30 protein-coding genes, 1 pseudogene and 1 other annotated feature are annotated in these 25,041 nt (G+C 52.5%); of the genes and pseudogenes, 20 read left to right on the forward strand and 11 right to left on the reverse strand.

Features of this window, described 5'->3' with window-relative positions:
- Nucleotides 1-92: 92 nt before the first annotated feature.
- Nucleotides 93-824 carry a purine nucleoside phosphorylase YfiH gene (yfiH, locus tag BFV65_RS15490; RefSeq protein ID WP_023298396.1) on the reverse strand — a complete coding sequence of 244 codons (732 nt, stop codon included), beginning with the start codon at nt 822-824 and terminating at the stop codon, nt 93-95.
- Nucleotides 821-1,801 (reverse strand): 23S rRNA pseudouridine(1911/1915/1917) synthase RluD, encoded by a 981-nt coding sequence (rluD, locus tag BFV65_RS15495; RefSeq protein WP_022649057.1) that lies wholly within the window; start codon nt 1,799-1,801, stop codon nt 821-823. The genes yfiH and rluD overlap by 4 nt, the downstream gene beginning before the upstream one ends.
- Before the next feature lie 131 nt (nt 1,802-1,932).
- Between rluD and bamD the strand changes: the two genes are divergently transcribed.
- From bamD to pheA, 4 genes are all read left to right on the forward strand, one after another.
- Entirely contained in the window at nt 1,933-2,670 is a 738-nt protein-coding gene (bamD, locus tag BFV65_RS15500) for an outer membrane protein assembly factor BamD (RefSeq protein WP_003863164.1), read from the forward strand.
- Nucleotides 2,671-2,937: 267 nt separating this feature from the next.
- The gene (raiA, locus tag BFV65_RS15505; RefSeq protein ID WP_006811628.1) at nt 2,938-3,279 is read left to right on the forward strand and encodes a ribosome-associated translation inhibitor RaiA; all 342 of its coding nucleotides are present in this window, start codon (nt 2,938-2,940) and stop codon (nt 3,277-3,279) included.
- A 103-nt stretch (nt 3,280-3,382) separates the two neighbouring features.
- Nucleotides 3,383-3,508, forward strand: a sequence feature (Phe leader region).
- The gene (gene pheL, locus BFV65_RS23205; RefSeq protein ID WP_100229775.1) at nt 3,384-3,431 is read left to right on the forward strand and encodes a pheA operon leader peptide PheL; all 48 of its coding nucleotides are present in this window, start codon (nt 3,384-3,386) and stop codon (nt 3,429-3,431) included. It overlaps the preceding feature by 48 nt.
- Before the next feature lie 30 nt (nt 3,509-3,538).
- Nucleotides 3,539-4,699 (forward strand): bifunctional chorismate mutase/prephenate dehydratase, encoded by a 1,161-nt coding sequence (gene pheA / locus BFV65_RS15510; RefSeq protein WP_023306733.1) that lies wholly within the window; start codon nt 3,539-3,541, stop codon nt 4,697-4,699.
- On the opposite strand, the gene BFV65_RS15515 is transcribed toward pheA, so the two are convergent.
- Genes BFV65_RS15515 through aroF form a run of 3 tightly spaced genes read right to left on the reverse strand, consistent with a single transcriptional unit; the run spans nt 4,696 to nt 7,831 of the window.
- On the reverse strand, nt 4,696-5,568 hold the full coding sequence (locus BFV65_RS15515) for an SMP-30/gluconolactonase/LRE family protein (protein WP_022649059.1): 873 nt from the start codon (nt 5,566-5,568) through the stop codon (nt 4,696-4,698). The two genes, pheA and BFV65_RS15515, sit on opposite strands and share 4 nt — an antisense overlap.
- 60 nt (nt 5,569-5,628) lie before the next feature.
- The gene (gene tyrA, locus BFV65_RS15520; protein ID WP_006811631.1) at nt 5,629-6,750 is read right to left on the reverse strand and encodes a bifunctional chorismate mutase/prephenate dehydrogenase; all 1,122 of its coding nucleotides are present in this window, start codon (nt 6,748-6,750) and stop codon (nt 5,629-5,631) included.
- Nucleotides 6,751-6,760: 10 nt separating this feature from the next.
- Nucleotides 6,761-7,831 (reverse strand): 3-deoxy-7-phosphoheptulonate synthase AroF, encoded by a 1,071-nt coding sequence (aroF, locus tag BFV65_RS15525; protein ID WP_006811632.1) that lies wholly within the window; start codon nt 7,829-7,831, stop codon nt 6,761-6,763.
- A gap of 478 nt (nt 7,832-8,309) precedes the next feature.
- Here aroF and yfiR point away from each other — a divergent pair, with 478 nt between their 5' ends.
- Genes yfiR through BFV65_RS15540 form a run of 3 tightly spaced genes read left to right on the forward strand, consistent with a single transcriptional unit; the run spans nt 8,310 to nt 10,554 of the window.
- Nucleotides 8,310-8,846, forward strand: a complete 537-nt coding sequence (gene yfiR / locus BFV65_RS15530) for a regulatory sequestration protein YfiR (protein WP_069597111.1) — start codon at nt 8,310-8,312, stop codon at nt 8,844-8,846.
- Nucleotides 8,839-10,059 (forward strand): diguanylate cyclase DgcN/YfiN, encoded by a 1,221-nt coding sequence (gene dgcN / locus BFV65_RS15535; RefSeq protein WP_045308387.1) that lies wholly within the window; start codon nt 8,839-8,841, stop codon nt 10,057-10,059. Before yfiR ends, dgcN begins: the two co-directional genes overlap by 8 nt.
- 12 nt (nt 10,060-10,071) lie before the next feature.
- Entirely contained in the window at nt 10,072-10,554 is a 483-nt protein-coding gene (locus tag BFV65_RS15540) for an OmpA family protein (protein WP_023298405.1), read from the forward strand.
- Between the two features lie 2 nt (nt 10,555-10,556).
- Here BFV65_RS15540 and BFV65_RS15545 read toward each other — a convergent pair whose 3' ends face one another.
- The 4 genes from BFV65_RS15545 to BFV65_RS15560 form a co-directional block, all read right to left on the reverse strand.
- On the reverse strand, nt 10,557-11,927 hold the full coding sequence (locus tag BFV65_RS15545) for a PepSY-associated TM helix domain-containing protein (RefSeq protein WP_069596831.1): 1,371 nt from the start codon (nt 11,925-11,927) through the stop codon (nt 10,557-10,559).
- 38 nt (nt 11,928-11,965) lie between these two features.
- Complete coding sequence (locus tag BFV65_RS15550; protein ID WP_022649065.1) at nt 11,966-12,370, reverse strand: DUF2946 domain-containing protein; 405 nt, start codon at nt 12,368-12,370, stop codon at nt 11,966-11,968.
- 244 nt (nt 12,371-12,614) lie between these two features.
- A complete protein-coding gene (locus BFV65_RS15555) occupies nt 12,615-13,646 on the reverse strand; it encodes a site-specific integrase (RefSeq protein ID WP_047738488.1) in 1,032 nt (343 codons plus the stop codon).
- Nucleotides 13,647-13,648: 2 nt separating this feature from the next.
- Nucleotides 13,649-14,515, reverse strand: coding sequence for a phage repressor protein CI (locus BFV65_RS15560; protein WP_052951382.1), 867 nt, complete (start codon nt 14,513-14,515; stop codon nt 13,649-13,651).
- Nucleotides 14,516-14,736: 221 nt separating this feature from the next.
- Between BFV65_RS15560 and BFV65_RS23285 the strand changes: the two genes are divergently transcribed.
- The 12 genes and pseudogenes from BFV65_RS23285 (at nt 14,737) to BFV65_RS15610 (ending at nt 20,480) form a co-directional block, all read left to right on the forward strand.
- Nucleotides 14,737-14,868, forward strand: coding sequence for a hypothetical protein (locus tag BFV65_RS23285; protein ID WP_162197024.1), 132 nt, complete (start codon nt 14,737-14,739; stop codon nt 14,866-14,868).
- 31 nt (nt 14,869-14,899) lie between these two features.
- Complete coding sequence (locus BFV65_RS15570; protein WP_017382962.1) at nt 14,900-15,409, forward strand: phage regulatory CII family protein; 510 nt, start codon at nt 14,900-14,902, stop codon at nt 15,407-15,409.
- A gap of 7 nt (nt 15,410-15,416) precedes the next feature.
- A complete protein-coding gene (locus tag BFV65_RS22570; RefSeq protein ID WP_000920169.1) occupies nt 15,417-15,617 on the forward strand; it encodes a phage filamentation protein Fil family protein in 201 nt (66 codons plus the stop codon).
- Entirely contained in the window at nt 15,581-15,919 is a 339-nt protein-coding gene (locus BFV65_RS15575; RefSeq protein ID WP_020316748.1) for a DUF5347 domain-containing protein, read from the forward strand. Before BFV65_RS22570 ends, BFV65_RS15575 begins: the two co-directional genes overlap by 37 nt.
- Nucleotides 15,920-15,986: 67 nt before the next feature.
- Nucleotides 15,987-16,214, forward strand: a complete 228-nt coding sequence (locus BFV65_RS15580) for a DUF2732 domain-containing protein (RefSeq protein ID WP_047738486.1) — start codon at nt 15,987-15,989, stop codon at nt 16,212-16,214.
- Complete coding sequence (locus tag BFV65_RS15585) at nt 16,214-16,435, forward strand: TraR/DksA family transcriptional regulator (RefSeq protein ID WP_047738484.1); 222 nt, start codon at nt 16,214-16,216, stop codon at nt 16,433-16,435. The genes BFV65_RS15580 and BFV65_RS15585 overlap by 1 nt, the downstream gene beginning before the upstream one ends.
- Nucleotides 16,436-16,690: pseudogene (locus BFV65_RS15590) on the forward strand (DUF5405 family protein); the annotation flags it as partial.
- A 45-nt stretch (nt 16,691-16,735) separates the two neighbouring features.
- Nucleotides 16,736-16,909, forward strand: coding sequence for a DUF7415 domain-containing protein (locus BFV65_RS23590; RefSeq protein WP_418744695.1), 174 nt, complete (start codon nt 16,736-16,738; stop codon nt 16,907-16,909).
- Nucleotides 16,910-16,911: 2 nt separating this feature from the next.
- A complete protein-coding gene (locus BFV65_RS15595; protein ID WP_047738482.1) occupies nt 16,912-19,125 on the forward strand; it encodes a replication endonuclease in 2,214 nt (737 codons plus the stop codon).
- 122 nt (nt 19,126-19,247) lie between these two features.
- The gene (locus BFV65_RS15600) at nt 19,248-19,430 is read left to right on the forward strand and encodes a hypothetical protein (RefSeq protein WP_017382969.1); all 183 of its coding nucleotides are present in this window, start codon (nt 19,248-19,250) and stop codon (nt 19,428-19,430) included.
- Between the two features lie 3 nt (nt 19,431-19,433).
- Nucleotides 19,434-19,664, forward strand: coding sequence for a DinI-like family protein (locus BFV65_RS23595; protein WP_047727381.1), 231 nt, complete (start codon nt 19,434-19,436; stop codon nt 19,662-19,664).
- 84 nt (nt 19,665-19,748) lie between these two features.
- On the forward strand, nt 19,749-20,480 hold the full coding sequence (locus BFV65_RS15610) for a hypothetical protein (protein ID WP_047727393.1): 732 nt from the start codon (nt 19,749-19,751) through the stop codon (nt 20,478-20,480).
- A 716-nt stretch (nt 20,481-21,196) separates the two neighbouring features.
- Here BFV65_RS15610 and BFV65_RS15620 read toward each other — a convergent pair.
- Both BFV65_RS15620 and BFV65_RS15625 read right to left on the reverse strand, forming a co-directional pair.
- A complete protein-coding gene (locus BFV65_RS15620; RefSeq protein WP_032618971.1) occupies nt 21,197-22,222 on the reverse strand; it encodes a phage portal protein in 1,026 nt (341 codons plus the stop codon).
- Between the two features lies 1 nt (nt 22,223).
- Entirely contained in the window at nt 22,224-23,993 is a 1,770-nt protein-coding gene (locus tag BFV65_RS15625) for a terminase ATPase subunit family protein (RefSeq protein WP_045339905.1), read from the reverse strand.
- Nucleotides 23,994-24,158: 165 nt separating this feature from the next.
- Here BFV65_RS15625 and BFV65_RS15630 point away from each other — a divergent pair, with 165 nt between their 5' ends.
- Nucleotides 24,159-25,013: a GPO family capsid scaffolding protein gene (locus tag BFV65_RS15630; RefSeq protein ID WP_047738479.1), complete on the forward strand. Its 855-nt coding sequence runs from the start codon at nt 24,159-24,161 to the stop codon at nt 25,011-25,013.
- Nucleotides 25,014-25,041 lie beyond the last annotated feature (28 nt).

The raw sequence follows: 25,041 nt of genomic DNA on the forward strand, positions 1-25,041 counted from the left end.
TTAAATGAGGTCATCCCTCAATTATTCAAGGTTAATAACCTGAATTATGTGAAAAGAAAACGGCGCGTACCGGATCGTCTTGATTCTTTAGGTTATATCAGCCAAATGAAACTTGCCATACGGCCTGTCGTCTTGTCACGGCGCCAGGAGAAAAAATCACCCTTTTCGGTGAATGTACAGCGATCTCCGCCAAAGATCTGGGTCACGCCGACATTATTAAGGCGCTGGCGGGCAAGCTGATAAATATCGGCCAGATATTTATCGCCGGACGCCACAAACGCATTAACCGCCTGAGGATCTTTTTCCATAAAAGCTTGCCGAACCTCAGGCCCCACTTCAAATGCCTGCGGGCCAATCGCCGGGCCAAGCCAGGCGATGAGATTTGCAGAATCGTCCTGGAAGCAGGCAACGGTCTCTTCCAGCACGCCTTCACACAAGCCACGCCAGCCCGCATGCGCTGCTGCAATCTCCGTACCGGCACGGTTACAAAACAACACCGGCAGGCAATCAGCGGTCATCACCGCGCAAACCGTTCCCGGCGTATTGCTGTACGAAGCATCGGCGCGTTTAGACGCATAGGGCTCACCCGTAAGCTTCAGCACCGCTTTACCGTGCACCTGCTCAAGCCAGACCGGTTTTGAAGGAAGGTTTCCCGCAGCAAAGAGGCGTTTACGGTTCTCTTCGACGTGCTCCAGGTTATCGCCACAGTGCGCACCGAGGTTCAAAGACGCCCACGCACCCTGGCTCACGCCACCGATACGGGTCGAGCTACAGGCGGCCACGCCTTCAGGCAGCGGCCACTCCGGGACAATCAGTTTGGTCATAACCAGTCCACGTGATCCTTATGTTCTTCGAAATCTGCGCGCATCGCGTCGATAAGTTCCACCATATCCTGTGGGATAGGCGCATGCCATTCCATCTGAATTCCGGTGATTGGGTGGTAAAGACGTAGCATCGTCGCATGCAGCGCCTGGCGATCGAATTTACGCAGCACGGAGATGAATTCATCCGATGCGCCCTTTGGTGGACGCGGACGACCGCCGTAAACAGGGTCACCCACCAGTGGATGGGTAATATGCGCCATGTGCACGCGGATCTGGTGAGTACGCCCGGTTTCCAGACGCAGACGCAGGCGTGTATGAATACGGAAATGTTCCATGATGCGGTAGTGGGTCACCGCCGGTTTACCCATCGGGTGCACGGACATATGCGTACGCTTGGTTGGATGACGACTAATCGGCTCTTCCACCGTGCCGCCAGAGGTCATATGACCAATGGCCACCGCTTCATACTCACGGGTGATTTCGCGCAGCTGCAAAGATTCCACCAGTCGAGTCTGGGCGGGGATCGTCTTCGCCACCACCATCAGACCCGTGGTGTCTTTATCCAGACGGTGAACGATACCGGCACGCGGTACGTCAGCTATCGGCGGGTAATAATGAAGGAGTGCGTTAAGTACCGTACCGTCAGGATTACCCGCGCCCGGATGGACGACAAAGTCACGCGGTTTGTTGATGACCAGAATATCGTCATCTTCGTAGACGATATCCAGCGGGATATCCTGCGGCTCGAAGCGGACTTCCTCTTCGATTTCAGCATTGATGGCGACAGCTTCCCCACCAAACACTTTCTCTTTTGGTTTGTCCCAGATCTTGCCGTTTACCAGCACGCGCTGGTCAAGGATCCATTCTTTTATACGTGAACGCGAATAATCAGGGAACAATTCGGCCAAAGCCTGATCTAAGCGTTGACCGAGCTGATTTTCGGAGACTGTTGCGGTGAGTTCTACTCGTTGTGCCATAAACTGCTTCTTCGTTTAACGTTGGGTTTTACGGCTTTGCCGTTTAATATAGTGTGCTATTGTAGCTGGTCTTAATCGGGAGCAGGAACTGAGTTTCTCCCGGACAAACATTTGAGGAAAGTCAAAACGTCATGACGCGCATGAAATATCTGGTGGCAGCGGCCACGTTGAGCCTGGCTTTGGTGGGCTGCTCCGGTTCGAATGAACAGGTCCCTGACAATCCGCCGAATGAAATCTATGCGACTGCACAACAAAAGTTGCAGGACGGTAACTGGAAACAGGCGATAACGCAACTGGAAGCGTTGGATAATCGCTATCCGTTTGGTCCGTATTCACAGCAGGTACAGTTAGATCTGATCTACGCCTACTATAAAAATGCCGATCTGCCGCTGGCTCAGGCAACGATCGATCGTTTCATGCGTCTGAACCCTACCCATCCTAACATCGATTACGTGATGTACATGCGCGGCCTGACTAACATGGCGCTGGATGACAGTGCATTGCAGGGCTTCTTCGGGGTGGATCGTTCTGACCGTGACCCGCAACATGCGCGTGATGCTTTCAATGACTTCTCCAAACTGGTGCGTAGCTACCCGAACAGCCAGTACATTACCGATGCCACTAAGCGTCTGGTGTTCCTGAAAGATCGTCTGGCGAAATACGAGTACTCCGTCGCGGAATACTACACTCGCCGTGGCGCATGGGTTGCCGTGGTTAACCGTGTAGAAGGCATGCTGCGTGATTATCCAGATACCCAGGCCACGCGTGATGGCCTGAAGCTGATGGAGAATGCGTATCGCCAGATGCAGATGACGGCTCAGGCTGACAAAGTGGCGAAAATCATCGCCGCGAACAGCAGCAACACCTGATACCGCTACAACGCATAACGGCAGCCCTCAGGCTGCCGTTTTTTTATTCTTTCAGACTTACGCTGAAGCGGTTTAGCTTCAACACATCCAGTCAACTATGACCGCAATTGCTGGCTTCGACAAGGTAAATCTCACCTCTTCCTGCCCTGCCTCACAAAAAAGATTCCCTGACAAAAACCGACAAAATAACGTGATCTAAATCACACATTTTGACATTAGGTCGGGTATGCTGGAATCACCAAGACGGAAAGACAAGAGGTAAAATTTATGACAATGAACATTACCAGTAAACAAATGGAAATTACTCCGGCAATCCGCCAGCACGTCGCAGACCGTCTCGCCAAACTGGATAAATGGCAAACACATTTGATTAATCCACATATCATCCTGTCCAAGGAGCCGCAGGGTTTCGTCGCTGATGCAACTATCAATACTCCAAACGGCCATCTGGTCGCCAGCGCTAAACACGAGGATATGTACACCGCAATTAACGATTTGATCAACAAGCTGGAACGGCAGCTCAATAAAGTGCAACACAAAGGTGAAGCCCGTCGCGCCACAACATCGGTGAAAGACGCCAGCTTCGCGGAAGAAGTTGAAGAAGAGTAATCCTTTAAATTGAGTGTACCGACAACGCGCCTTCGGGCGCGTTTTTTATTGACAGGATCAAAACAGTACAGGTACTTTAACCCTATCAATTTCAGGATGACCTAATGAAACAGACGCCGTTTTTCTTCGCATTCTTTTTTACCTTCCCCTGACCGGGAGGCGTTTCGTCGTGTGATAAAGAATGCGAAGACGAACAACAAGGCCTCCCACACCGGGAGGCCTTTTTTATTGATAACGATAAAATGAGACAGACAACACTATGACACCGGAAAACCCGCTCCTGGATTTACGCGTAAAAATCAGTGCACTCGACGAAAAGTTACTGGCCCTGCTGGCAGAACGCCGCGCGCTCGCCATTGAAGTTGGCAAAGCCAAGCTGGATTCTCATCGGCCAGTGCGCGATATCGATCGCGAGCGTGATTTACTGGAACGGTTGATACAGCTCGGCAAAGCGCATCATCTTGATGCCCACTACATCACCCGCCTGTTCCAGCTCATCATTGAAGATTCCGTTCTGACGCAACAGGCCCTGCTCCAGCAGCATCTGAACAAAACCAACCCGCACTCTGCTCGGATCGCTTTCCTCGGCCCGAAAGGTTCTTATTCTCACCTGGCGGCTCGCCAGTACGCAGCCCGTCATTTCGAAGAGTTCATTGAGAGCGGTTGTGCAAAATTTGCAGACATCTTCAACCAGGTCGAAACCGGCCAGGCAGATTACGCCGTGGTGCCTATTGAGAACACCAGTTCCGGCGCCATCAACGATGTTTACGATCTGCTCCAGCACACCAGCCTGTCGCTGGTCGGTGAGCTGACTATTCCTATCGATCACTGCGTGCTGGTCTCTGGCTCAACCGATCTGAGTCAGATCGAAACGGTGTACAGCCACCCGCAGCCGTTCCAGCAGTGCAGCCAGTTCCTGAACCGTTATCCGCACTGGAAAATTGAGTACACCGAAAGCACCTCGGCGGCGATGGAAAAAGTGGCGCAGGCAAACTCTCCTGCCGTCGCGGCACTCGGTAGCGAAGCGGGCGGCGCGCTGTATGGCTTACAGGTGCTGGAACGCAATCTGGCCAACCAGACGCAAAATATCACCCGTTTCGTGGTTCTTGCCCGCAAGGCCATCAACGTGTCGGACCAGGTCCCGGCGAAAACCACCCTGCTGATGGCGACCGGCCAGCAGGCGGGTGCGCTGGTTGAAGCGCTGCTGGTGCTGCGTAATCACAACCTGATCATGACGAAGCTGGAATCCCGCCCAATACATGGCAACCCGTGGGAAGAGATGTTCTATCTCGACGTTCAGGCCAACCTGGAGTCTGCATCCATGCAGAAAGCCCTGCGCGAACTGGGCGAGATCACACGCTCCATGAAAGTCCTGGGCTGCTATCCGAGCGAAAACGTGGTCCCGGTCGATCCGGCTTAATGTTCGATAAAGCGGCTTTTCTTCATCCCTGCCACATTTACAGGCAGGGTGAAGATGGCACCGGAAAGCGGGTATTTCGCCAGCTCCTCCGCCTCCATATTTTCCCGCGTGGTGGTGATAAACAGCGTTTTCATATCGTCGCCGCCAAAGCAGACCATTGTCGGGCAGCGTACCGGCAGCCGGTATTCTTCCAGCTGTTCGCCTTGCGGTGAAAACCGTGCGATACGCCAGCCGTCAAACAGTGCGCTCCAGTAGCAGCCTTCCTCATCCATTGCCGCTCCGTCGGGTATACCGTCTCCCTCACTAAAACGGCGAAACTCTTCGCGCTTACCGGGTTCCCCCTGCTCATCAAGCGGCGTACGGTAGATCACACCGTTCGGCGTATCAGAAGTAAACATCCACCGTTTGTCAGGGCTAAACGCTAAACCGTTATGCCCCTGAATATCGCACTGGATCACTTTCGGTGTCAGGTCGTTGTCGATACGCATCAACATGGCGCCGTTATAATCTCCCGGCCCCCAGAACGTGCCCGCATAAAACCGTCCCTGATGGTCGGTGCCTCCATCGTTAAAGCGTGCAAGCTGCGGGTTGGACGGGTTATCGCAAACCTTACGCTGGAGCAGGCCGTGTTTATCGGTCAGCCAGATGGCGTTTCGCATCGCGACGATAAATCCGCCGCGTTCACGCAGGGCAAAACACCCAACTTCTTCATGGAATGAGAGCACCGAGTGTTCCGCGGTGGGCAGATGGTACCGATGAATCTCCCCTTCCAGAATATCCGCCCAGTAGAGCGCCTTCTCTTCAGCACTCCACGTCGGGCATTCGGGCAGATGCCCGGTATAGTTCAACAGCAGCTGCGGTTCAGCCATGACAATTCCCCAAAATGAAAAAAGCCAGCATTGCTGGCTTTCAGTATATACATCATCAGATTACTGGCGACTGTCATTTGCCTGGCGCAACAGTGTGCGGCTTTCACTCTGGAATCGCGTGGCGTAATCACCGAACCAGTGCTCTACTTTACGGAAACTGTCGATAAACGCTTGTTTATCGCCGTGTTCCAGCAAGGTGATCGCTTCGCCAAAACGCTGATAGTAGCGCTTGATCAGCGCCAGGTTATTTTCAGACGACATGATGATGTCGGCGTAAAGCTGTGGATCCTGGGCAAACAGTCGCCCGACCATCGCCAGCTCCAGACGATAGATTGGCGAGGAAAGCGCCAGCAATTGTTCAAGCTGAACGTTCTCTTCCGCCAGGTGCAGACCATAGGCGAAGGTTGCAAAGTGGCGCAGCGCCTGAATAAAAGCCATGTTCTGATCGTGCTCAACCGCACTGATACGGTGCAAACGTGCCCCCCAGACCTGAATCTGTTCCAGGAACCACTGGTAGGCTTCCGGCTGCCGTCCGTCACAGTAAACCACTACCTGCTTCGCCAGGCTTCCGCTGTCCGGGCCAAACATCGGGTGTAACCCAAGCACGGGGCCAGTGTGCGCCGCCAGCATTGCCTGTAACGGACCATTTTTAACGGAGGCCAGGTCCACTAGAATACAATCTTCCGGCAGCGGAGGAAGTTTCGCGATTATTTGCTCCGTCACATGGATCGGCACGCTGACGATAACCATTCCGGCGTCTTTCATCAGCTCCGGCGCGTGCGACCAGTCCTCTTTCTCCAGAATACGCACCTGATAGCCAGAAAGCGTCAGCATTTTCTCAAACAGACGCCCCATCTGCCCGCCACCACCGACGATAACCACCGGGCGCAGCGACGGACAGAGGGTTTTGAAGCCCTTGTCGTTTTCGCTGGAATAGGACTCCCGCATCACGCGACGCAGGACGTCCTCAATCAAATCAGGTGATACGCCCAGGGCCTGTGCCTCTTTACGGCGGGAGGCGAGCATAGAGGCCTCACGCTCCGGAACGTAAATTGGCAGGCCGTATTTGCTTTTAACTTCGCCGACCTCAGCAACCAGTGCCATGCGGCGCGCCAGAAGATCCAGCAACGCCTTATCCACTTCATCAATTTGATCGCGTAATGCGGTCAATTCAGCAACCATAACTACCCTCTTATGCCAGACGCGTCGCCAGCTGGCCGTTCAAATCTTTGTGGATCTCACGCAGCAGCGCATCGGTGGTTTCCCAGCTAATGCAGGCATCGGTGACCGAGACGCCGGGCTTCATCGCGCTACGCGGCTGTTCCGATGACTGATTGCCTTCATGAATATTACTTTCAATCATCAGGCCGATAATTGAACGGTTGCCATCTTTAATCTGTGCAATCACAGATTCTGCAACCGCAGGCTGGCGACGGTAATCTTTATTCGAATTACCATGACTGCAATCTACCATCAGCGCCGGACGCAGTCCCGCCTGTTCCATCTCTTTTTCACACTGCGCGACATCCGCCGGGCTGTAGTTTGGCGCTTTACCACCGCGCAGGATCACATGCCCGTCCGGGTTGCCCTGCGTTTGCAGCAGGCATACCTGGCCCGCCTGGTTGATCCCGACAAAACGATGGGGCATGGCGGCGGCGCGCATGGCGTTAATCGCCGTGGCCAGGCTGCCGTCGGTACCGTTTTTAAAACCAACCGGCATAGACAGGCCAGACGCCATCTCGCGGTGGGTTTGTGACTCGGTGGTGCGCGCCCCAATCGCAGACCAGCTAAACAGATCGCCGAGGTACTGCGGGCTGTTCGGATCCAGCGCTTCGGTTGCCAGCGGCAGCCCCATGCTGACCAGCTCCACCAGCAGGCGACGCGCAATCTTCAGGCCCGCTTCCACATCAAACGAGCCATCCATGTGCGGATCGTTAATCAACCCTTTCCAGCCAACCGTTGTACGTGGCTTTTCAAAATAGACGCGCATCACCAGATAGAGGCTATCGCTGACCTCCTCCGCTAATGCTTTAAATCGACGAGCGTACTCAATGGCGGTTTCAGGATCGTGAATGGAGCAAGGACCACATACCACCAGCAGGCGCGGATCGCGGCCTGCGATAATGTCAGAAATGGTCTGGCGAGAGTGCTCAATCTGAGCTTCCTGCGCGACGCTCAGCGGGAATTCCGCCTTCAGTTGATCCGGGGTGATTAACACCTGTTCGTCAGTGATATGTACGTTGTTCAGCGCGTCTTTTTGCATGATTGCGATCCTGTAAAACTCGTTTGCGATAGTGGTTTTCCTCGAAGAGGTGACACAACGATAACACATCAAGTAAAGATTTCAATCCAAAATACGTACAGATTATTTTACAGCAGCCATTTAAATGCCAAATTACAGGTTAAAATCGTAAACATAAAATTACACATACGCTTTTAACGCCAGTCTACGCTCACACCAGGCACGCTACCCCGGCGCTGGCCGTTAGCTTAATTATCCTCGGGTGAATTGAGGGAAAGTTGCGTGGCTACATAAATCCTGGCAACAAAAAATGAATAAAAGTATGAATTCCAGCAGACTTAATTGAGCCTGCCTAAATTACTTTGAATATCGTGCTCTGTAAGATTTAGCTTAGGTCAAGACAGGGATATTTCTGACATAATGACGGCTTTGAGAAAGAATGGTATTCTGCCGGAAATTCATAAGGGCATCTATTTCCGGGGCGGTTTGGCGGATTCTGATGAGAAATACATTCTTGATCGCTTTGCTTCACCTCCCCCTGGCGCTAATGCTGTTCATTTTGGTGAGCCCTGCAAGGGCTGGCTCGCTCACGGAAACGGATAAATCGGTACGTTCGATTGTTTCTGGTATTGTAAGCTACACCCGATGGCCAGCACTTTCCGGCCAGCCTAAGCTCTGTATTTATGCCTCTTCCCGTTACAGCCAGGCGCTCAGCAGTGAAGATGTAAATAACCCGTTGCCCTATAGTCCTGTCATTGTGCATAGCGATCGGGAAGCACTCACAGCAAGGTGCGATGCCCTCTATTTCGGGAGCGAATCACCGACAAAACAACAGGAAATAATAAATCAATATCAGGGCCAGGCGTTGCTATTAATGTCAGAGCAAAATCCTGAATGCGTTATTGGCAGCGCATTTTGTCTGATAATAGAGCACAACAAGGTCAGGTTTTCCGTAAATCTGGATGCGCTGACGCGCAGTGGCGTAAGAGTCAATCCGGATGTATTAATGCTCGCACGGAATAAGAAGCATGAATAAGGAAGTCACACCAACACCGCGTCCGACGTTTAAAAGAACGTTGCGGCGAATCAGCATGATAAGCGTCATTATAACGATGACGTTTATATGGTTGCTGCTGTGTTTCGCTTCCGTGGTGACATTAAAGCAATACGCGCAAAAAAACCTCGAACTCACCGGCGCCACCATGAGCCACAGCCTTGAGGCTTCTCTGGTGTTCAACGATGCCGTGGCGGCAAATGAAACGCTGGCGACCCTCGGCAAGCAGGGGCAATTTGCCGTGGCGGAAGTGCTTAATGCACATCATAAACGGTTTGCCTGGTGGTCGTGGAACCCGGCGGATAATACCGACACGCTGGGCGCGCTGGTCAACCGGTGGTTGTTCCCTGTTCCTGTCGCACAGCCCATCATACATAACGGTAATGTGATTGGCGAAATTCGTCTGACCGCACGAGACAGCCTGATTAGCCACTTTATCTGGCTCTCATTTGCGGTCCTCACCGGCTGCATTCTTTTTGCCTCTGCCGTCGCATTGACCATCACCCGCTCGCTACATCATGGCATGGTTGTTGAAATGCAAAACATCACTGACGTTGTGCATGACGTCCGTACCAACCGCAACTTCTCTCGCCGGGTAACGGAAGGCCGCATTGAAGAGTTCCACCAGTTTGGTGAAGACTTCAACAGCCTGTTGGATGAAATGGAAGAGTGGCAGCTCAAGCTACAGGCGAAAAACGCTCAACTGTTGCGTACCGCCATGCACGATCCGCTCACGGGGCTTGCAAACCGCGCCGCGTTTCGCAACAACATTGCGGCCTTAATGAATGACGCTTCGGCAAAGACCAATTCTGCCCTGCTCTTCCTGGACGGTGATAACTTCAAGTTTATTAACGACACCTGGGGCCATGCCGCGGGCGACTGCGTACTGATCGAAGCCGCAAAAAGGATGGTCGAATTTGGCGAAAAACGTCATCAGTCTTACCGTCTTGGCGGCGACGAGTTTGCCATGATCCTTTATGGCGTCCACACCGCGCGTGAGGTCGAATATATTTGCGCTGCGCTGTCGCAGCAATTTATCCGTCCGTTTGATCTGCATAACGGACACACAGCATCAATGTCACTCAGCATTGGCTTTGCTCTGGCGTGGGAAAATGCCTCCGTCGAGGCATTGCTTGAGCAAGCCGATCGCAATATGTACCTGGTCAAAAACCAGCGTTCGAAAACAATACCCTGAAAGGAAGACGATATGTTGAAGCGATACTTCGCGCCGTTGTTACTGGCATCTCTGGTTATGTCCGGGTGCCAGACGCCGGAGGGTAAATTCACACCAGAGCAAATCGCGGCCATGAAGTCCTACGGCTTTAACGAACTGAATGGCGACTGGTCCCTGGGCCTGTCGGATAAGATCCTGTTTGATAAAAATGACGCCAGACTGCGTCCGGAAAGTGAAACGCAGATCCAGACTATGGCCTCACGTCTGGCGGCAACCGGTCTGAATCACGCCCGGATGGACGGCCATACGGATAACTATGGCGAAGAGAGCTACAACGAAGCGCTTTCGTTAAAACGTGCCAATGTTGTAGCGGATGCCTGGGCGAAGGGCGCGAACATCCCGCGCAGCAACCTCACTACGCGGGGTTTAGGCAAAAAATACCCTCTCAGCAGCAACCGTACTGCGCAAGGGCGCGCTGAAAACCGCCGTGTTGCGGTAGTTATCAGCACGCCTTAAGGCTATTTAGCGGATGTGCCGGCGAGCGACACGCCTGAAGCCGCTCGCCAGCGCAGCCAGTCAATCACGATAAATACCGCCAGACTGACGCCCATTACCGGCAACGCCAGCCCCAGCAGGAGGCTTATCATGAACGTCACTCCCCTTCCCCACAGCGGCAATGCCAGCCAGCTTTGACAGAGCGTCTGTACCGGGTTCGCGGCTGACATCGCAGGACGACGCATCCACCACATCCGGTATCCCCAGATAATCAGCACGCACAGCGCAACGCCAAACGCGATGAGCAGCAGCTGATTTGCCAGACCAAACAGGATCCCCATATGGAAATCCACGCCCCAGCGGGTGAGTTTAGCCATCAGCGGGAAATCCCCAAAGCGAGTCCTGTCCAGCACCTTCAGAGAGTGGGGGTCCACGGCAACGGCATCAACCTGCGTCGGCCAGCGGCGATCGATTTCCGTCACCGTCCAGGCCTGGTCGACCCTGCTTGCCGGACGGATCTCAACGTTGTTCGCATCAATTCCTGACTGGCGGGCGGCCTGCAATACGCTGTCAAAAAGCGACAGTTCAACAGGCATTTCAGGCATCGACATTCCGCCATGATGACCACGATGTTCGGCGTGTTCATCCATCATTTCCGGCGCACCGGAAAGGGTGGTGTTTACCTGCGGCGTCAGCCAGTTCATCTCTGCACGCAGCTTATCGACGTTCCCACCGGCCCATTGTGACCAGGTTAACCCGGTGACTGAGAACAGCAGCATTCCCGCCAGTAAGGTCCAGCCTAAGATCACATGCAGGCGACGACGATTCTGGAAACGATTGTTAATACGGCGCTTCGGTCGGGTATAGAACCACAGCGCGATCCCGCCCAGGGCAGCAACCCACATCCACGAGGCGGCTAACTCGCTATAGAGGCGTCCGAGGTTGCCCAGCATCAGCGAGGTATGCAGGTAATCGATAGTCTGACGCAGCGGTAAAATCCCGCTGGTGCCGTAGACGGTCATATCCCCTCGAACCTCAAGGCTGGCGGGATCAATAAAAATAGCCCGATGCTCGGAGGGACCCAGCGCCGGGTCGGCAAACATCACGCGGGTCGTTTCGCCCTCTTCCAGCCCCGGACGAACGGCATGCAGACGCAGATCTGATTCTACGGCCTTTTCGGCCGCGGCAATTTGTGCAGCAAGAGGCTGCGCCTCACCCACGGCATCCGTGTGGAGTGCATGATGGTACAGCGCATTTTCAAGCTGCGGCGTGGCGACATACAGCGTACCGGTCAACGCTGCGAAGAAAATAAACGGACCAACAAACAGCCCGATATAGAAATGGAGGCGACGCAGCAGGTTTCCCCATGCCGCGCGCGGAGTGCAGGTAGTCATACTTTTCCTTTTTAAGGCAAAAAGTGAGTGATTTTGTTTTAAAGGGAGAAAGCAGACCGACGCGGCGGCGCGCGGGTATCGGGGTAAAGCCAGGGGAAAAAGTGCCAGTGGCTGACCGCCTGACGAGGCGGCTTCATGCGCAGCCGCTGCAACACCACGCTGAGCAGAACGATAAGCGCCAGCATCACGCCCGGCACATGCGCTAACAGCACGCAGTAGCCGCAGGCTTCCGCATGGTCAACTGGCATGGAATGCGGCATATCCCCATGATGCTCGTCCATCGACATCATGCTCATGTCATGGTGCATGCCCGGCATGGCGCTCATGGGATCTTTTTGCAGCGAGACGGAGATCAGCGGCGCCACGACGATCAGCAGGATCGCAAACAGCGCGGTCAATGCCGCTGCGCGTTTCCAGCTATGCTGATGCAGTACGTTATCCACTTACCCTCCACCCAAGAGGCGAACATTGTAAATGATTTATGACGGAAGGGTTAACGCGAGAGTTGCGATGAGATAAAAAAAGGGCCAGCCTTTCGGCCAGCCCTTTCTGACAGGATGTCGCTTAAGCGAATCTTAGTTCAGACGCTTTTATTCACATATCTTTAAAAACAATAAGTTACATAAATAACAGTTAGTTAAGCACATCCTCGGTATGGTCTCGCACATCCTCGCACATGCTCTGTGGTCATGCTGTGGACATTATGTCGTTCAAAGGGTTCAGCTCGACGGCCTGCTCAAGATGGTCTGGGGCAAAGTGCGCATATTTCATCGTTTCGCGGATGTTGGCGTGACCAAGAATTTTTTGCAGTACCAGAATGTTCCCGCCGTTCATCATAAAATGAGATCCAAACGTATGGCGTAGCACATGCGTTTTCTGCCCTTCGGTCAACTCGATATTGGTGAGCAGAAGCATCTTTTTGAACTCCTGATAGCAGGGCTTAAACATTTTGCCTTGACGCTGGCTCAATTCATCATAAAGCCATTTCGGGATCGGAACGGTTCGATTCTTTTTCCCCTTCGTTTTGGTGAAGGTTAATTTATAGGGGGAGAGCTGAGAACGGCTAAGCCTTTCCGCTTCCCCCCATCGCGCGCCAGTAGCCAAGCATACTTTTACTATCATCGTCAGGTCAGGTTTGCCGTATCTTTCACAAGCTTGAAGAAGCTGAGGAATTTGCTCACGTGTGAGCCATGACATTTCTTTTTCGGCTTCTTTAAACACCCTAACCCCGTCAAGCGGGTTCGGTAAACTCCACTCACCTAACCTTTTCAGCTCGTTAAAAACAGCTTCAAGGTAATGATGTTCACGGTTAACAGTAATCGGTTTCGCAACCCATTTAGCCGGGTCCTTGTGGTAGCCATTATCTATCTCACCACGGAGACGACGGTCTCGATAATGAGCCCAATCTTTCGCTGTTAGCTGGGAGGCTACTGGGTCGCCTAGGCCATTGCAGATAATATGCAGTTTAGCTAAGCGTGACTTACTTGCGACCAAAGCCTGCCCGTGGAGGTTATGCCAGAGCATGATTAACTCACTTAGCTTTCTGCGATCCTCTTTCTCTGACATCCACGGTTTATTAGCAGCTTGGTCACGGTAATACTGTTCATAGGCAACCGCCTCCCCTTTAGTGGGAAAGCGTTTCCGCACGCGACGGCTATCTCTGCCATCGACACGAAAATCACATAGCCACTCGCCGGAAGTCAGTTTTTTTACTGTCATGATTAAATACTTTTACTCAGGGTAATGAAGACCATACCGACGCAGTTGACCTCTGATACCTGACATTCAAAATTTGAAGCGTCGTTTTTAACTATCAGCTTATTGCCCGGTAAGCGCGCGATATCGTATACATCGCACGTTCCATCCACATCAATTAGCCATCGGCCATTGGCAATATTTTTTGTGTCGAGATCCACAAGCCAGCGAAGGCTGTTTTTCTCTATAAGTGCTGGTTTTTTCACTGAGGCATCAATGAGTGTTTCGTCGCAGTACCACACTCCATCGTTTATCAGATTGCCGGTATGAATATTGAATTTAGCAATCTGTTTTACTCCTTTAAGTGCCTCAGAAGTTGGTTTCGAATCAGTGGTACTCTCATACATCGAGCCAATACCTGTAGCCAGCCATAGAAGCGAGGCGCCGGTTTCAAGTGAGCAGACGATAACTACTTCACCGGGGAAATGCTCTCGGCGTACCCAAGCGCTCATGGTTCCTGATGGAATGTTAAGGTGATCTCCCAGCTCTTTTTGAAGTTTGAAACCGTAAGCATCCAGAATGCGGCGGAGCACAATTTTCCCACCAGAAGCTTCCATCTTTTCGCTCAACGCGATTCCTGATAATTCGCCAGCCGGGCGACCATCAAAACTTGCATTTGCAAGCTGACCCTTTTTAAGCCATACAACATCCGCACCTGTGTCAAGAGCACATTGAACAAGATAGTCACCTGGTAAGCTGTTTCTTTTGAGCCAGTTGTTAACCGTTCCTATCGGAATTCCCACTAAATCAGCATAAGCCTGTCGCGTGCTAACACCATAAGAACTAAGGATTCTTTCGAGAATTTCCCGTACATCTTCAGATGAAGTGACCAAACACACCCCCAAAACAACCAAATGACTACTTTACACATAGCCAATTGGTCACTATTATCAGGCTCAAGCACACCACGAATGTGCGAGAACATACCAAAAAGCAACTTAACCGGAGATATTCACTGATGAATCTTCAAATTGCAATCCCTGCTGGCCCAGACTTTGTCTCTTATGAGGAGTTTGCTGAGCAATACGGGTGTAGCCTAAACACCGTTAAGGAAATGGTTAAGCGTGGCGAATTGCTACTGGTGCCTCGCACTCGTGAAGGTGGCTTAGGCCGAATCAATATGATTGCCTTCCGTGCAAAATTGTTAGCTCAGGCTATCAATTCGCGTTACGCAGTGTTTCAGTAACTTGATTTTGCAAGTTGGAAGGAGCCGCAGCATGTTAGATTTTCGCGTTTCGTCACATTCACACTTCGATGACGCTTGTCGCAAATTCGCCTTGACTCATAACGTCAAGGAGTTAGCAAACAAGGCGGATATCAAGCCCCATACGCTTTACAACAAACTAAACCCAGAGCAACCGCATCAGTTAACACCCCGTGAAATTTGGACGCTGACCGACATTACCGAGGACTCTACTCTCGTTGATGGCTTTTTAGCTCAGATCCACTGTCTGCCATGTGTGCCGGTGAACGAACTAGCAAAAGAAAAATTGCAGACCTACGTCATGCGCGCCATGAGTGAACTTGGGGAACTGGCAAGCGGTGCCGTTTCGAATGAACGTTTAACCCCAGCTCGCAAGAGCACCATGATTGAAAGTGTAAATGCTGGGATTCGTATGCTCTCGCTTTCTGCCCTAGCATTACAGGCTCGCCTCCATGCTAATCCAGCAATGGCCAGTGCGTTAGATTCCGTGAGCGGTATTGGCGCATCGTTCGGGCTGATTTGAGGTGCTTATGCTGAAAAGTGAACCGTCATTCGCGTCTCTGCTCGTTAAGCAAAGCCCCGGCATGCACTACGGCCACGGCTGGATCGCAGGTAAGGACGGCAAGCGCTGGCACCCGAGCCGCTCACAGGCTGATTTACTGGCTGGCCTATCTACTCAAAAGCAGGGGGAATCATGGCTATCGAAGCTGTTTCCGCGACTGTTCCGCTAAAAGCGGGTGAACGTCTGGCCGGTCTCAATCATGTGGCTGAATTGCGCGCGAAATATTGGGGCGATAGCTGGAAAGAGGTCGAGCGTTTTGTCGATGATATGCGCGATAAACGTGACCCACAATTTGAAGAAAATAATCGGGCGCTGGCCGCTATTTTCTTTCTGGCAAAAATACCGGCGGCTCGTCATGAGCTCGAATTAAGTGAGCTGACTACTGACGAGAAAAAAGCGCTTATTACAGCGATGAATCATTTTCGTGCAGTAGTGAGCTTATTTCCCAAACGGCTAACCATGCCGAACTAATCCAGACAGAAATTTAATGGCGTAAACCCGCCGGGCTTCTTATTGCCCGAAATCAGGAGAGTTAATTATGCGTAATACCGAAACCCTTAGTTTGAACACTGATAGTGATGCGCTGGCCGTATTGCTGACAGATGCAAAAAAAGAAGAGCGTAAAGACCGCGCGCTCGCTGTTTCCATCCGCCTTGAGGCACTGGCGATTCATATCACCAAAGAGGGGATGAGTGGTACCGAAGCCGCCGAACTACTACGCCGTGAGGCCACTCGCTTTGAGAACGAATCACAGGAGCTGCATTAATGGCCGACGCAATGGATTTAGCACAACAGCGTGAGCAGGAAGACCGCGAGCGCCACATCAACACTGCGCGCAGCCGTATCGCTGCGCCTTCCCGTTTTCTTTGCGAAGAATGTGACGCACCAATCCCGGAAGCTCGCCGTATTGCGATTCCGGGCGTGGCCTTTTGCGTGACTTGCCAGCAAATCGCTGAACTCAAATTAAAACATTACAGGGGCGTGTAAATGAGTATTCGTATCGAAGTCGGCGACAAGTGGGTTATTACCAGCGACCAATATCAATTCATCCTGAATGAAAAGAAAGTCGTTAAGACTGGCAATAAAGCTGGCGAGGAATGGCTCGACACTATCGGCTATTACCCAAAAATTAATCAGCTTATTTCCGGCTTGATTCATCACCATATTCATAACTCCGCGATTACCTCTATTGAGTCTATGGTTGCAGAGATTGACCGCATCGGTGAGTTGTGCAGTGAAGCATTTGGTGTCACAAAGCCGAGCGAAAAAATTGGCGGTTGCGATTGGGTGTCCTGGAATGAATTAAGCGCGCGCGGTCTCATCGTTCGTATCAACAAAGAGATTTTACACCCCATCGGGCTGGCGGTATTTCGTGACCCCAATACAGGAATATCTCAGGGGGCTTTAATCGCTCCTGATGGTGTGTGGGAATATGACCAGTCAGTATCCGTGAAGGGGTAAGTGTGGGTATTTCTTACGCTTATCCGTGGAATACTCCACGGTCGGCAATAGCCAGCCCATATCTTACCTATGACCAACAGTACCGCCGCGACCGTATGTTCGCGGCTTTGCTGCATGCGAGAAAAGTGCTTTCTCTCCAGCCCGAGTGCGTGCGCTTTGACGTTTATCGCACCGCGGCGGTGCTGGAGCAAAGTCAGGGCAGTCAACGAGCCAATGCCTTTTTAATCAGCTTTTGTAAAAAGGCACTGCCGCGTCTTGAACTGGTTGCAAAAAAATATGAGTGCACAGGTATCAATAGCAAGGTATCAGCCGCTGTCTTTGGTGGTCATTTCGATACTGAGCTTATGCAGTATCTGGCATCACGTATGGTCAATATGGTCGCCAGATATAACCGACTTCCGGATATGGCGCGCGCCGATATTGACCTGCTGGCCGCTGATATCGCTAATTTCATTCGCGCTGAGCTGGCGAACATTGATGACTCTGACTTTGGTGAGTTCAGGACACTTTATGCCTGGTATATGCACGCCGGTTTTATCACTCAGCAATTTAATGTAACTCCCCCCAAGTGGGAGCGAGTGATTAATAAAGTTTTCGATAAAAATGATATCGCACCAGCAGTAATCCGTATGTTTACCGAGACATGGTGGCGTGGCCGTCTACGACGCATTGCGGCGTCATGGCGCGAACATCTGCAAATTGCAGTCGGCAACGTCAGTAAGAAACGACACGCCTACGCGAGTAAAAACTGCGTGACCGACTGGCGTGAGCAGAAGCGCCGCACGCGTGAATTTCTCAAGGGTCTGGATCTCGAAGACGAAGACGGCAACCGCATCAGCCTGATTGAAAAATATGATGGCTCGGTCGCCAACCCTGCGATACGTCGCTGCGAGCTGATGACCCGCATCCGTGGGTTTGAAAATATCTGCAATGAGCTCGGATACGTCGGGGAGTTTTACACCCTGACTGCACCGTCTAAATATCACGCCACGACTAAAGCGGGATACCGTAACAGCAAATGGAACGGTGCCAGCCCGTCTGACACGCAGAGCTATCTCACCGGCCTTTGGGCGCGCATTCGCGCCAAGCTGCACCGGGAAGAAATCCGCATTTTCGGCATACGTGTTGCCGAGCCTCATCACGACGGGACGCCGCACTGGCACATGCTTATGTTCATGTTGCCGGAAGACGTCGAGCGCGTGCGCCTCATTATTCGTGATTATGCGTGGGAGGAAGACCGCCACGAACTGAGAAGCGATAAAGCCAAAAAAGCGCGCTTTCATGCCGAGGCCATTGACCCGGAAAAGGGCAGCGCTACCGGCTATATTGCTAAATACATTTCGAAAAACATCGACGGCTATGCACTCGATGGTGAAACCGATGACGAAAGCGGTGAGCTGCTGAAAGAGACTGCTCCCGCTGTTTCAGCATGGGCGGCACGCTGGCACATCCGTCAGTTTCAGTTTATCGGCGGTGCGCCGGTGACGGTCTACCGTGAGTTGCGTCGCCTCGCTGATACAGAGACTGCCCACGGCCTGAGCGTTGAGTTTGCCGCCGTTCATGATGCCGCTGACGCCGGTGACTGGGCTGGTTACGTAAATGCGCAGGGTGGTCCGTTTGTCCGTCGCGATGATTTGCAGGTACGCACGCTGTATGAACCGCGCGCCGAGTTTAACCAGTATGGTGAGGAAACAGTCTGCATCCGTGGCGTGTACGATTCCGCTATCGGTGCCGGCACCCCTATTTTAACCCGGCTCACGCAGTGGAAAATTGTACCGAAGCGTGCCGTTGATTTGGCCGTTGACGTTAAGGGCGCTCCTGCGCCCTCTCGGAGTTCTGTCAATAACTGTACGGGAAGCGAAAGCGATCCACCGATACTGGATTTATCAAAACCACTCAGTAGGCGTGAAAGACGAGAGCTGACGAACCGACTCAGAAAGCAAAAGCCAGCAATACGGCGAAAATTCATCCACGGAACGGGTGAGCAAAACGCAGCTTTAGCGAAAATTATTGACGAGGTACACCTCACGACCGGAATCACTATTAGCCGGGGCGAAGCTCTGCACCTGATTGCAGGTGGTAAAAGTTGCATTAACGGAAAATGGCGCAGGGGAACTGCATGCGGCGAACTCCTGAGAGCGACCCCTTCTTACGAATCGAAAAGCAGAAACATTCTTGAAAGAGTCGCGACGCTGGCGCAAGCAGCACAAAATTGACACTCTATCTGTTTTCATATCAGACACATACAGCAGAGCTTTAGAAATTATTTTTTCTTTCATTTTCCTTTTCAATTGTTATACTGGATGCATATACAGTATTTTTTAGAGGGAGGAATTTGATGGTTGCAGAACATTTCAACCAAGCACAACATAAATGGGCTTGTGTACAATTTATCGCCGAGGTGTCGCTAATTGCGAATTGTAAGTCTTCTGACCTCAAGCTTGCCCTCTCCATCATTGCCGATTTAGCCAGCAGGGAAAACGACAAAGAAGAAAGCGATATTTTTTATGAGGTTCAGTAAGTTATGATAATTAACATCACTCTAACCCCTGTTCAAAACTTAGACGACACTAGGCTCAAATCGCTCGAGAAAGAACTCAATCGGAGAGTGAAAAATACATTCCCCTCCTCTACCGTCGTTGTCCAAAAAGGATCCATACCAAAAATCGACATTAAGGGTTTCCCGAGCGACTCAGACCGAGAACGATTGGGCATTATTTTTGAGGATGTCTGGCAGGACGTGACATGGCATTAGCCATATGAAGACTAAGCACTAACTTTTAACCCCATGTTTGATACCATGGGGTTGTTTTTTATGGGGATTACACAAAGGAAAATCATGGATACCGTAATAGCATTTTTATCTCTGGCTCTTTTTATTGCTTTTATCGTGGGGTTAATCAAGCCATCGCTGGTTCGAATGCCGAACCGTAAGCGATCCACTGCGTTTTATCTCGGTGGATGTCTGGCGCTGGGCGTTATTGGCTCAATCTTATGGCCGACTCAGAATAGTCAGCCTGTGCCACAAACTAATGCACCAGCGGTAAAAGCGGAACCGGTAACGCAAGCATTTGAGTACGCAGACCTAACGCTCAAAGAATATCGCAACGAACCAAAGCAAACTCGGCACGATATTGTTAAAGGCTATGTTGGTTACAAAGGTGTACCGGCCAGCTCTGCTGATGCCTTTTATGCCTGTATGAGTGAGTACACTTTTACTAAAGATGATGCGTTAACACTCGGTGATGTGTTGGGGTGGTGTTTCAACTACTACGAGAAGGATCCACAGTCACTGAATAATAAAATCAACCTTGACACATTTCAGGGTAATTTCAGCGGTTGGGATGGTTCATACCGACCGTTGGAAAAGCTGATAAAAGCCAGCATGAATGATGATTCCTCTTATAAGCATGTTTCAACGGTCTATCATCTGATTTTGAATAAAGACCCGCATGCCATTGTTAAAACAACGTTTCGTGGCACCAATGCTTATGGTGGGGTGGTCAAACAGACTGTAGCGGCTCGCGTTAACGTGCGAACGGGTGAGGTCGATTCGATACTCGACAATTAAGCAACAAAATGACAAACGCCACCGGTGCTGAAACTTGTTTTCAGTGCCGGTGGTGTTGAACAACGAGCCCGGCGAGGCGTTAGCGTTTACCCCGGATATCTGCTAAAAGACTGTATGCATATACAGTCTTTTTTTATGGGGGTTATATGGGCGTCAAAGACTCGAAATTTCAGGTTGTCTATCGTGGTGAGGTTTTAGAGCACTTTAAGCCGGGCGGGTGGGTATTCTTTCAGCGACCCAAAGAGTGCGGCGGTGGGTACTGGTTAGGACGCACATATCACGATGTTTTCATGATTGAATATGAGCGGCCTTTATCGCTGAACGAGGGAATGCAATATCTGCTCTTAATGGATGAGGTCGGGTCGAAAAGTGACGAATTTATAACGAATTTTTCGCTGTTTTAGCGGCGCATGCATCAGGTGCATGAGTTTGCATTCGTTTTTTACTCCAGTTTTTGCCAGCCAGCGCAAGTGCTGGCGCGGCTCGGGGCTGATGATGCACCTGCATTAAAAGCGCCCCGTTAAGCGCGCAGGCGAGGCGGGGATAGCACTGCGCGCCAGACGTGGTGACAGGATTTATTTTACGCGTCTGTGCGCGTCGTGGTGGCGCGCTGTTATGTGAGGTCGGTTAATGAGGTGGTGTCGTGGTTGCGCCGCGTGTGCGGCGTCTGGCTCGCTCTGAGGGGATGCCGCCCGGAGGCGGCATTTAGGCGGGGGTTACTCAGTTTCGATGTTGTAATCCTTAAAGCGGATCACCTCTAAACCGAGCCATTCATTGATTTCCTTGAAACGCTCCTGCAACGGCGTCAGTTCGTTACGCACAAACACCCGCGCCACCTTCTCGATATCACCCATTGAGCCGATATTCTCGGGCTTGCCGCCCATAAGCTGGAACGGTACGCGGTGCGCATCGAGCAGGTCGGCGGCGCTCACCTTTTTGATGTTGAAAAAATCGTCCTTTGTGGCGACTTCACTCAGCGGCACTATCTTGATGCCGTCCGGTTTCCCGTTCGGGGCATAGAAAAACAGGTTTTTGAAATTCCCGAGCCCTTTCGAGTCTCGCATCGCGGAGCGCAGCGCCTCGACGTCTGTGCTGCTCTGCGCCGCGTCGGTGACGTACATGATGTAACCCGCGTGCGCGCCGTTCTGGTAATACTTGCGACGAAACAGCGTGGCGGATTCATTCAGCCAGGCTGAATTAAGCGCGCTAAGGTATTCCGGCATCCCGTAGAGCTCCTGATTGATGTCGGGCTCAAGCAGATGACAGACTGAGCCGGGGGCGAACTGGTGCGGGTGCGTGAAGTCCGACACGTACCAGTAAACCCCATCCTCGACACCCCGGCGGGTGTATTTGGCCGGAGAGGTTTCAAGCTTCATGAGCTGGCCGGTCACGCTCATGCGCTTCTCAAGATAGCCGTTAGCAAAAACCAGATAATCGAGCACAAGGCGGCTGAAATCCTGCCGTGAAAGCAACGGATGCGGGATGTAGGTGCTCGTCAGGATATTACGCTTCACGTAAATCGGGGAGCTGTGATGCACGGCGGCGCGCAGGCTTTTCGCCAGCCCGGAGAAGTTGACCGGCGGCTCGTACCATTTGCCGTTATTGATGCACTCGACATAGTCGAGGATATCGCGGCGATCCAGAACGGGTGACGGCTCGCCAAAGGTGAACGCCTCCATTTTCTGCGGTGCGCTGGCGGTCATGTTGGTCTGTTTTGGCTGTTTCTTTTGGCGTTTTTTCATCTTAATTGATATCCAGAATCGAGGTTGAATGCATACCGCTACCGGCGGAAAGTGGCTCGTTTAACAGGGCGTGCATGGTCGCCCATGCGATATCCGCGTGGCTGGCTTCCTCACTGCGGCTGGCTTCATAGGTGGCACTGCGACCGCTGCTGGTCATGGTTTTGCGGATAGCCATGAATGACTGCGTGATGTCGGTCGCACCGGCGTCATACTCCAGACACCCGCGTCGGATGGTGTCTTTCGCTTTCAGCACCATTGCGGTTTTCATTTCCGGTGTGTAGCGGATAGCGCGCGCTGCCGGGAAGAATGAACGCACGAGCTGGTAAACCCCCTGGCCGATGCCGGTCGCATCGATGCCGATATAGTCGACGGTGTATTTCTCGGTCAGCGCACGGATGGCCTCGGCCTGCGCGGCAAAATCCATGCCTTTCCACTGATGACGCTCAAGGATGCGGAACTTGCCACCGGCAACCAGTGGCGGAGCCAGCACCGCACAGCCTGCGCTGTCGCCGGTATGTGACGGGTCGTAGCCAATCCAGACCGGGCGCCAGTTAAACGGACGGTCAGCAAACGGCTCGAAGTCCTCCCATTCTTCCATCGCATCGACCATGCAACGCTGGAGCTCCTCGAACGGGAATACCGACGCCTTATCGTCGACGAACTCACACATAAACAGGTTACGGAAGTCATCCGCGCTGTTTTCCTGTCTGAGCTGGTCGAGGTTAAACAGGGTACAGCCCCCGGCGAGCGCGTCCTCAATGGTGACAATCTGCCGCCACTGGCCGTCCCCGCATAACATGCCCCCGGCAAGCGCCTGATGACTGATATCGATGTCGACACGTTCGTCGCGGTTACTGCGTCCCCGGTTAAACAGCTCCCCTGACCAGAACGGATAAGCGCCGTGCGCCAGCGTCGACGGCGTCGAAAAATAGGTTGTGCGCAGGTGCGACTGCGACGCCATACCGGAGGCGACTTTTCGCAGCTTCTGGAAATTGGGTATCCAGAAAATTTCATCGACGTACAGGTCGCCGTTGTGACTCTGCGCAGTGTTGGAATTGGTACCGAGGAAAATCAGCTCTGCGCCGTTGTTGCCGATGACAATCGGGTCGCCTGACAGGTCGACGTCGACCAGACGCGCAAAAGCGATGATGTACTTACGGAAAACGTAAGCCTGCGTTTTACTGGCGGATAAAAAAATCTGGTTTTGCCCGGTCTTAAGGGCGCGCAGGAGCGCCTCACGCGCAAAGTAGAACGTTGCGCCAATCTGGCGCGATTTCAGGATGTGGCGGATGCGGTGCTCTAACCCGGCTTTATGCCACCTGAGCTGATACTCAAAGGACTGGTCAAAGAAAATCTCTTCCAGCTTTTCAATCGCTTCTTCACTGAAGAAATTACGTTTCGGCTTTTTGCGATCCCCTTTGTTGCGGCTGGCAATGTTGGGGTTTAAATCCACCTCGTTTCCGGTCTGGCTGTAGCGGTTCACGCGCGCGAGGCGCTCCATCTGTCGCGACAGAAAATCAGCGACCTTAAAGTCGTGCGGCGTCAGGTCGGGCTTGGCGTAAAGCTGGATGAGGCGCGCCTCTAACGTCGATTCAACGCGGTTAATCGGCGCGGTTTCCTCCCATCCATCACGCTGTTTCCAGCTCTGCACCGTGGGGCGCTTGAGTTGCAGCATGTCGCAGATTTGCGGCACGGCGAACCCCTGCCAGTACAACAGCCGCGCCTGTCGTCGAGGGTCATTGAGTAGTGAAAGGTCAGTTGAAATGGTCATGCTTACCTCGTTTTGATGTTACGAGGCAAGGCTAAGTAAATGACCGTGCTTAATCGCTAAACCCCTGTTGTGTCAGGGATTGCACTTCCGCAACAGGTGGCTGATGAGGGTCTGAGTCGGGAAACTAACCCCGACCCGAAAACCCAACATCAGGACACCTGAACAATGGCAAAGAAAGTTTCTAAATGGTTTCGCATCGGCGTCGAGGGTGACACCTGCGATGGCCGCGTCATCAGTGCTGATGACATTCAGGAAATGGCCGATACGTTCGACCCGCGCGTCTACGGCTGCCGCATTAACCTCGAACATATCCGGGGGCTGCTGCCTGACAGTCTGTTTAAGCGATACGGCGATGTAGTCGAGCTAAAAGCGGAGGTTATCAGCGATGGCTCTGCGCTCGACGGCAAAAAGGCGTTGTTTGGCAAAATCCAGCCCCTTGACGAGCTGGTCAGCATGGTTAAGGCCGGGCAGAAGGTTTACACCTCCATGGAGATCCGCCCGAATTTTGCCAACAGTGGCAAGTGCTATCTGGTTGGCCTCGCCGTCACCGATGACCCGGCAAGCCTCGGCACCGAATACCTTGAATTCTGTAGCCGCGCCACACAAAACCCGCTCGCCGGTAAAAAAGACCAGCCGGGCGATCTCTTCTCTGTGGCCTCACTGGCTGAGCTGGAATTTGAGGACGTTCCCGACACCATGCTCAACAGCCTGACCGACAAGGTTAAGGCTATTTTCAGCCGCAAACAGGCCAGCGACGACGCACGTCTTGCAGATGTGCATGAGGCTGTGACGACCGTTACCGAGCTGGTGCAAACCAACCTCACCGCCACCAACCAGCGCGTCACCGAGCTTGAGACCGAACTGGCGCAGCTTAAGCAGGACGTGACCAGCAAGGCCGAAGAAAGCGCGCAGGCGTTTAACGACCTCAAAAACTCCCTCGATAACACCGAAAGCCAGCGCCAGCCGCGCCGCGAGCTTTCTCGTGGTGGTACGGGCGACGAGCTGCTGACCAACTGCTGATAACCCGCCGGGCGCGACGCCCGGCCTG

It is taken from the genome of Enterobacter hormaechei subsp. hoffmannii, from assembly GCF_001729745.1.
GTDB classification, from domain to species: Bacteria; Pseudomonadota; Gammaproteobacteria; order Enterobacterales; family Enterobacteriaceae; genus Enterobacter; species Enterobacter intestinihominis.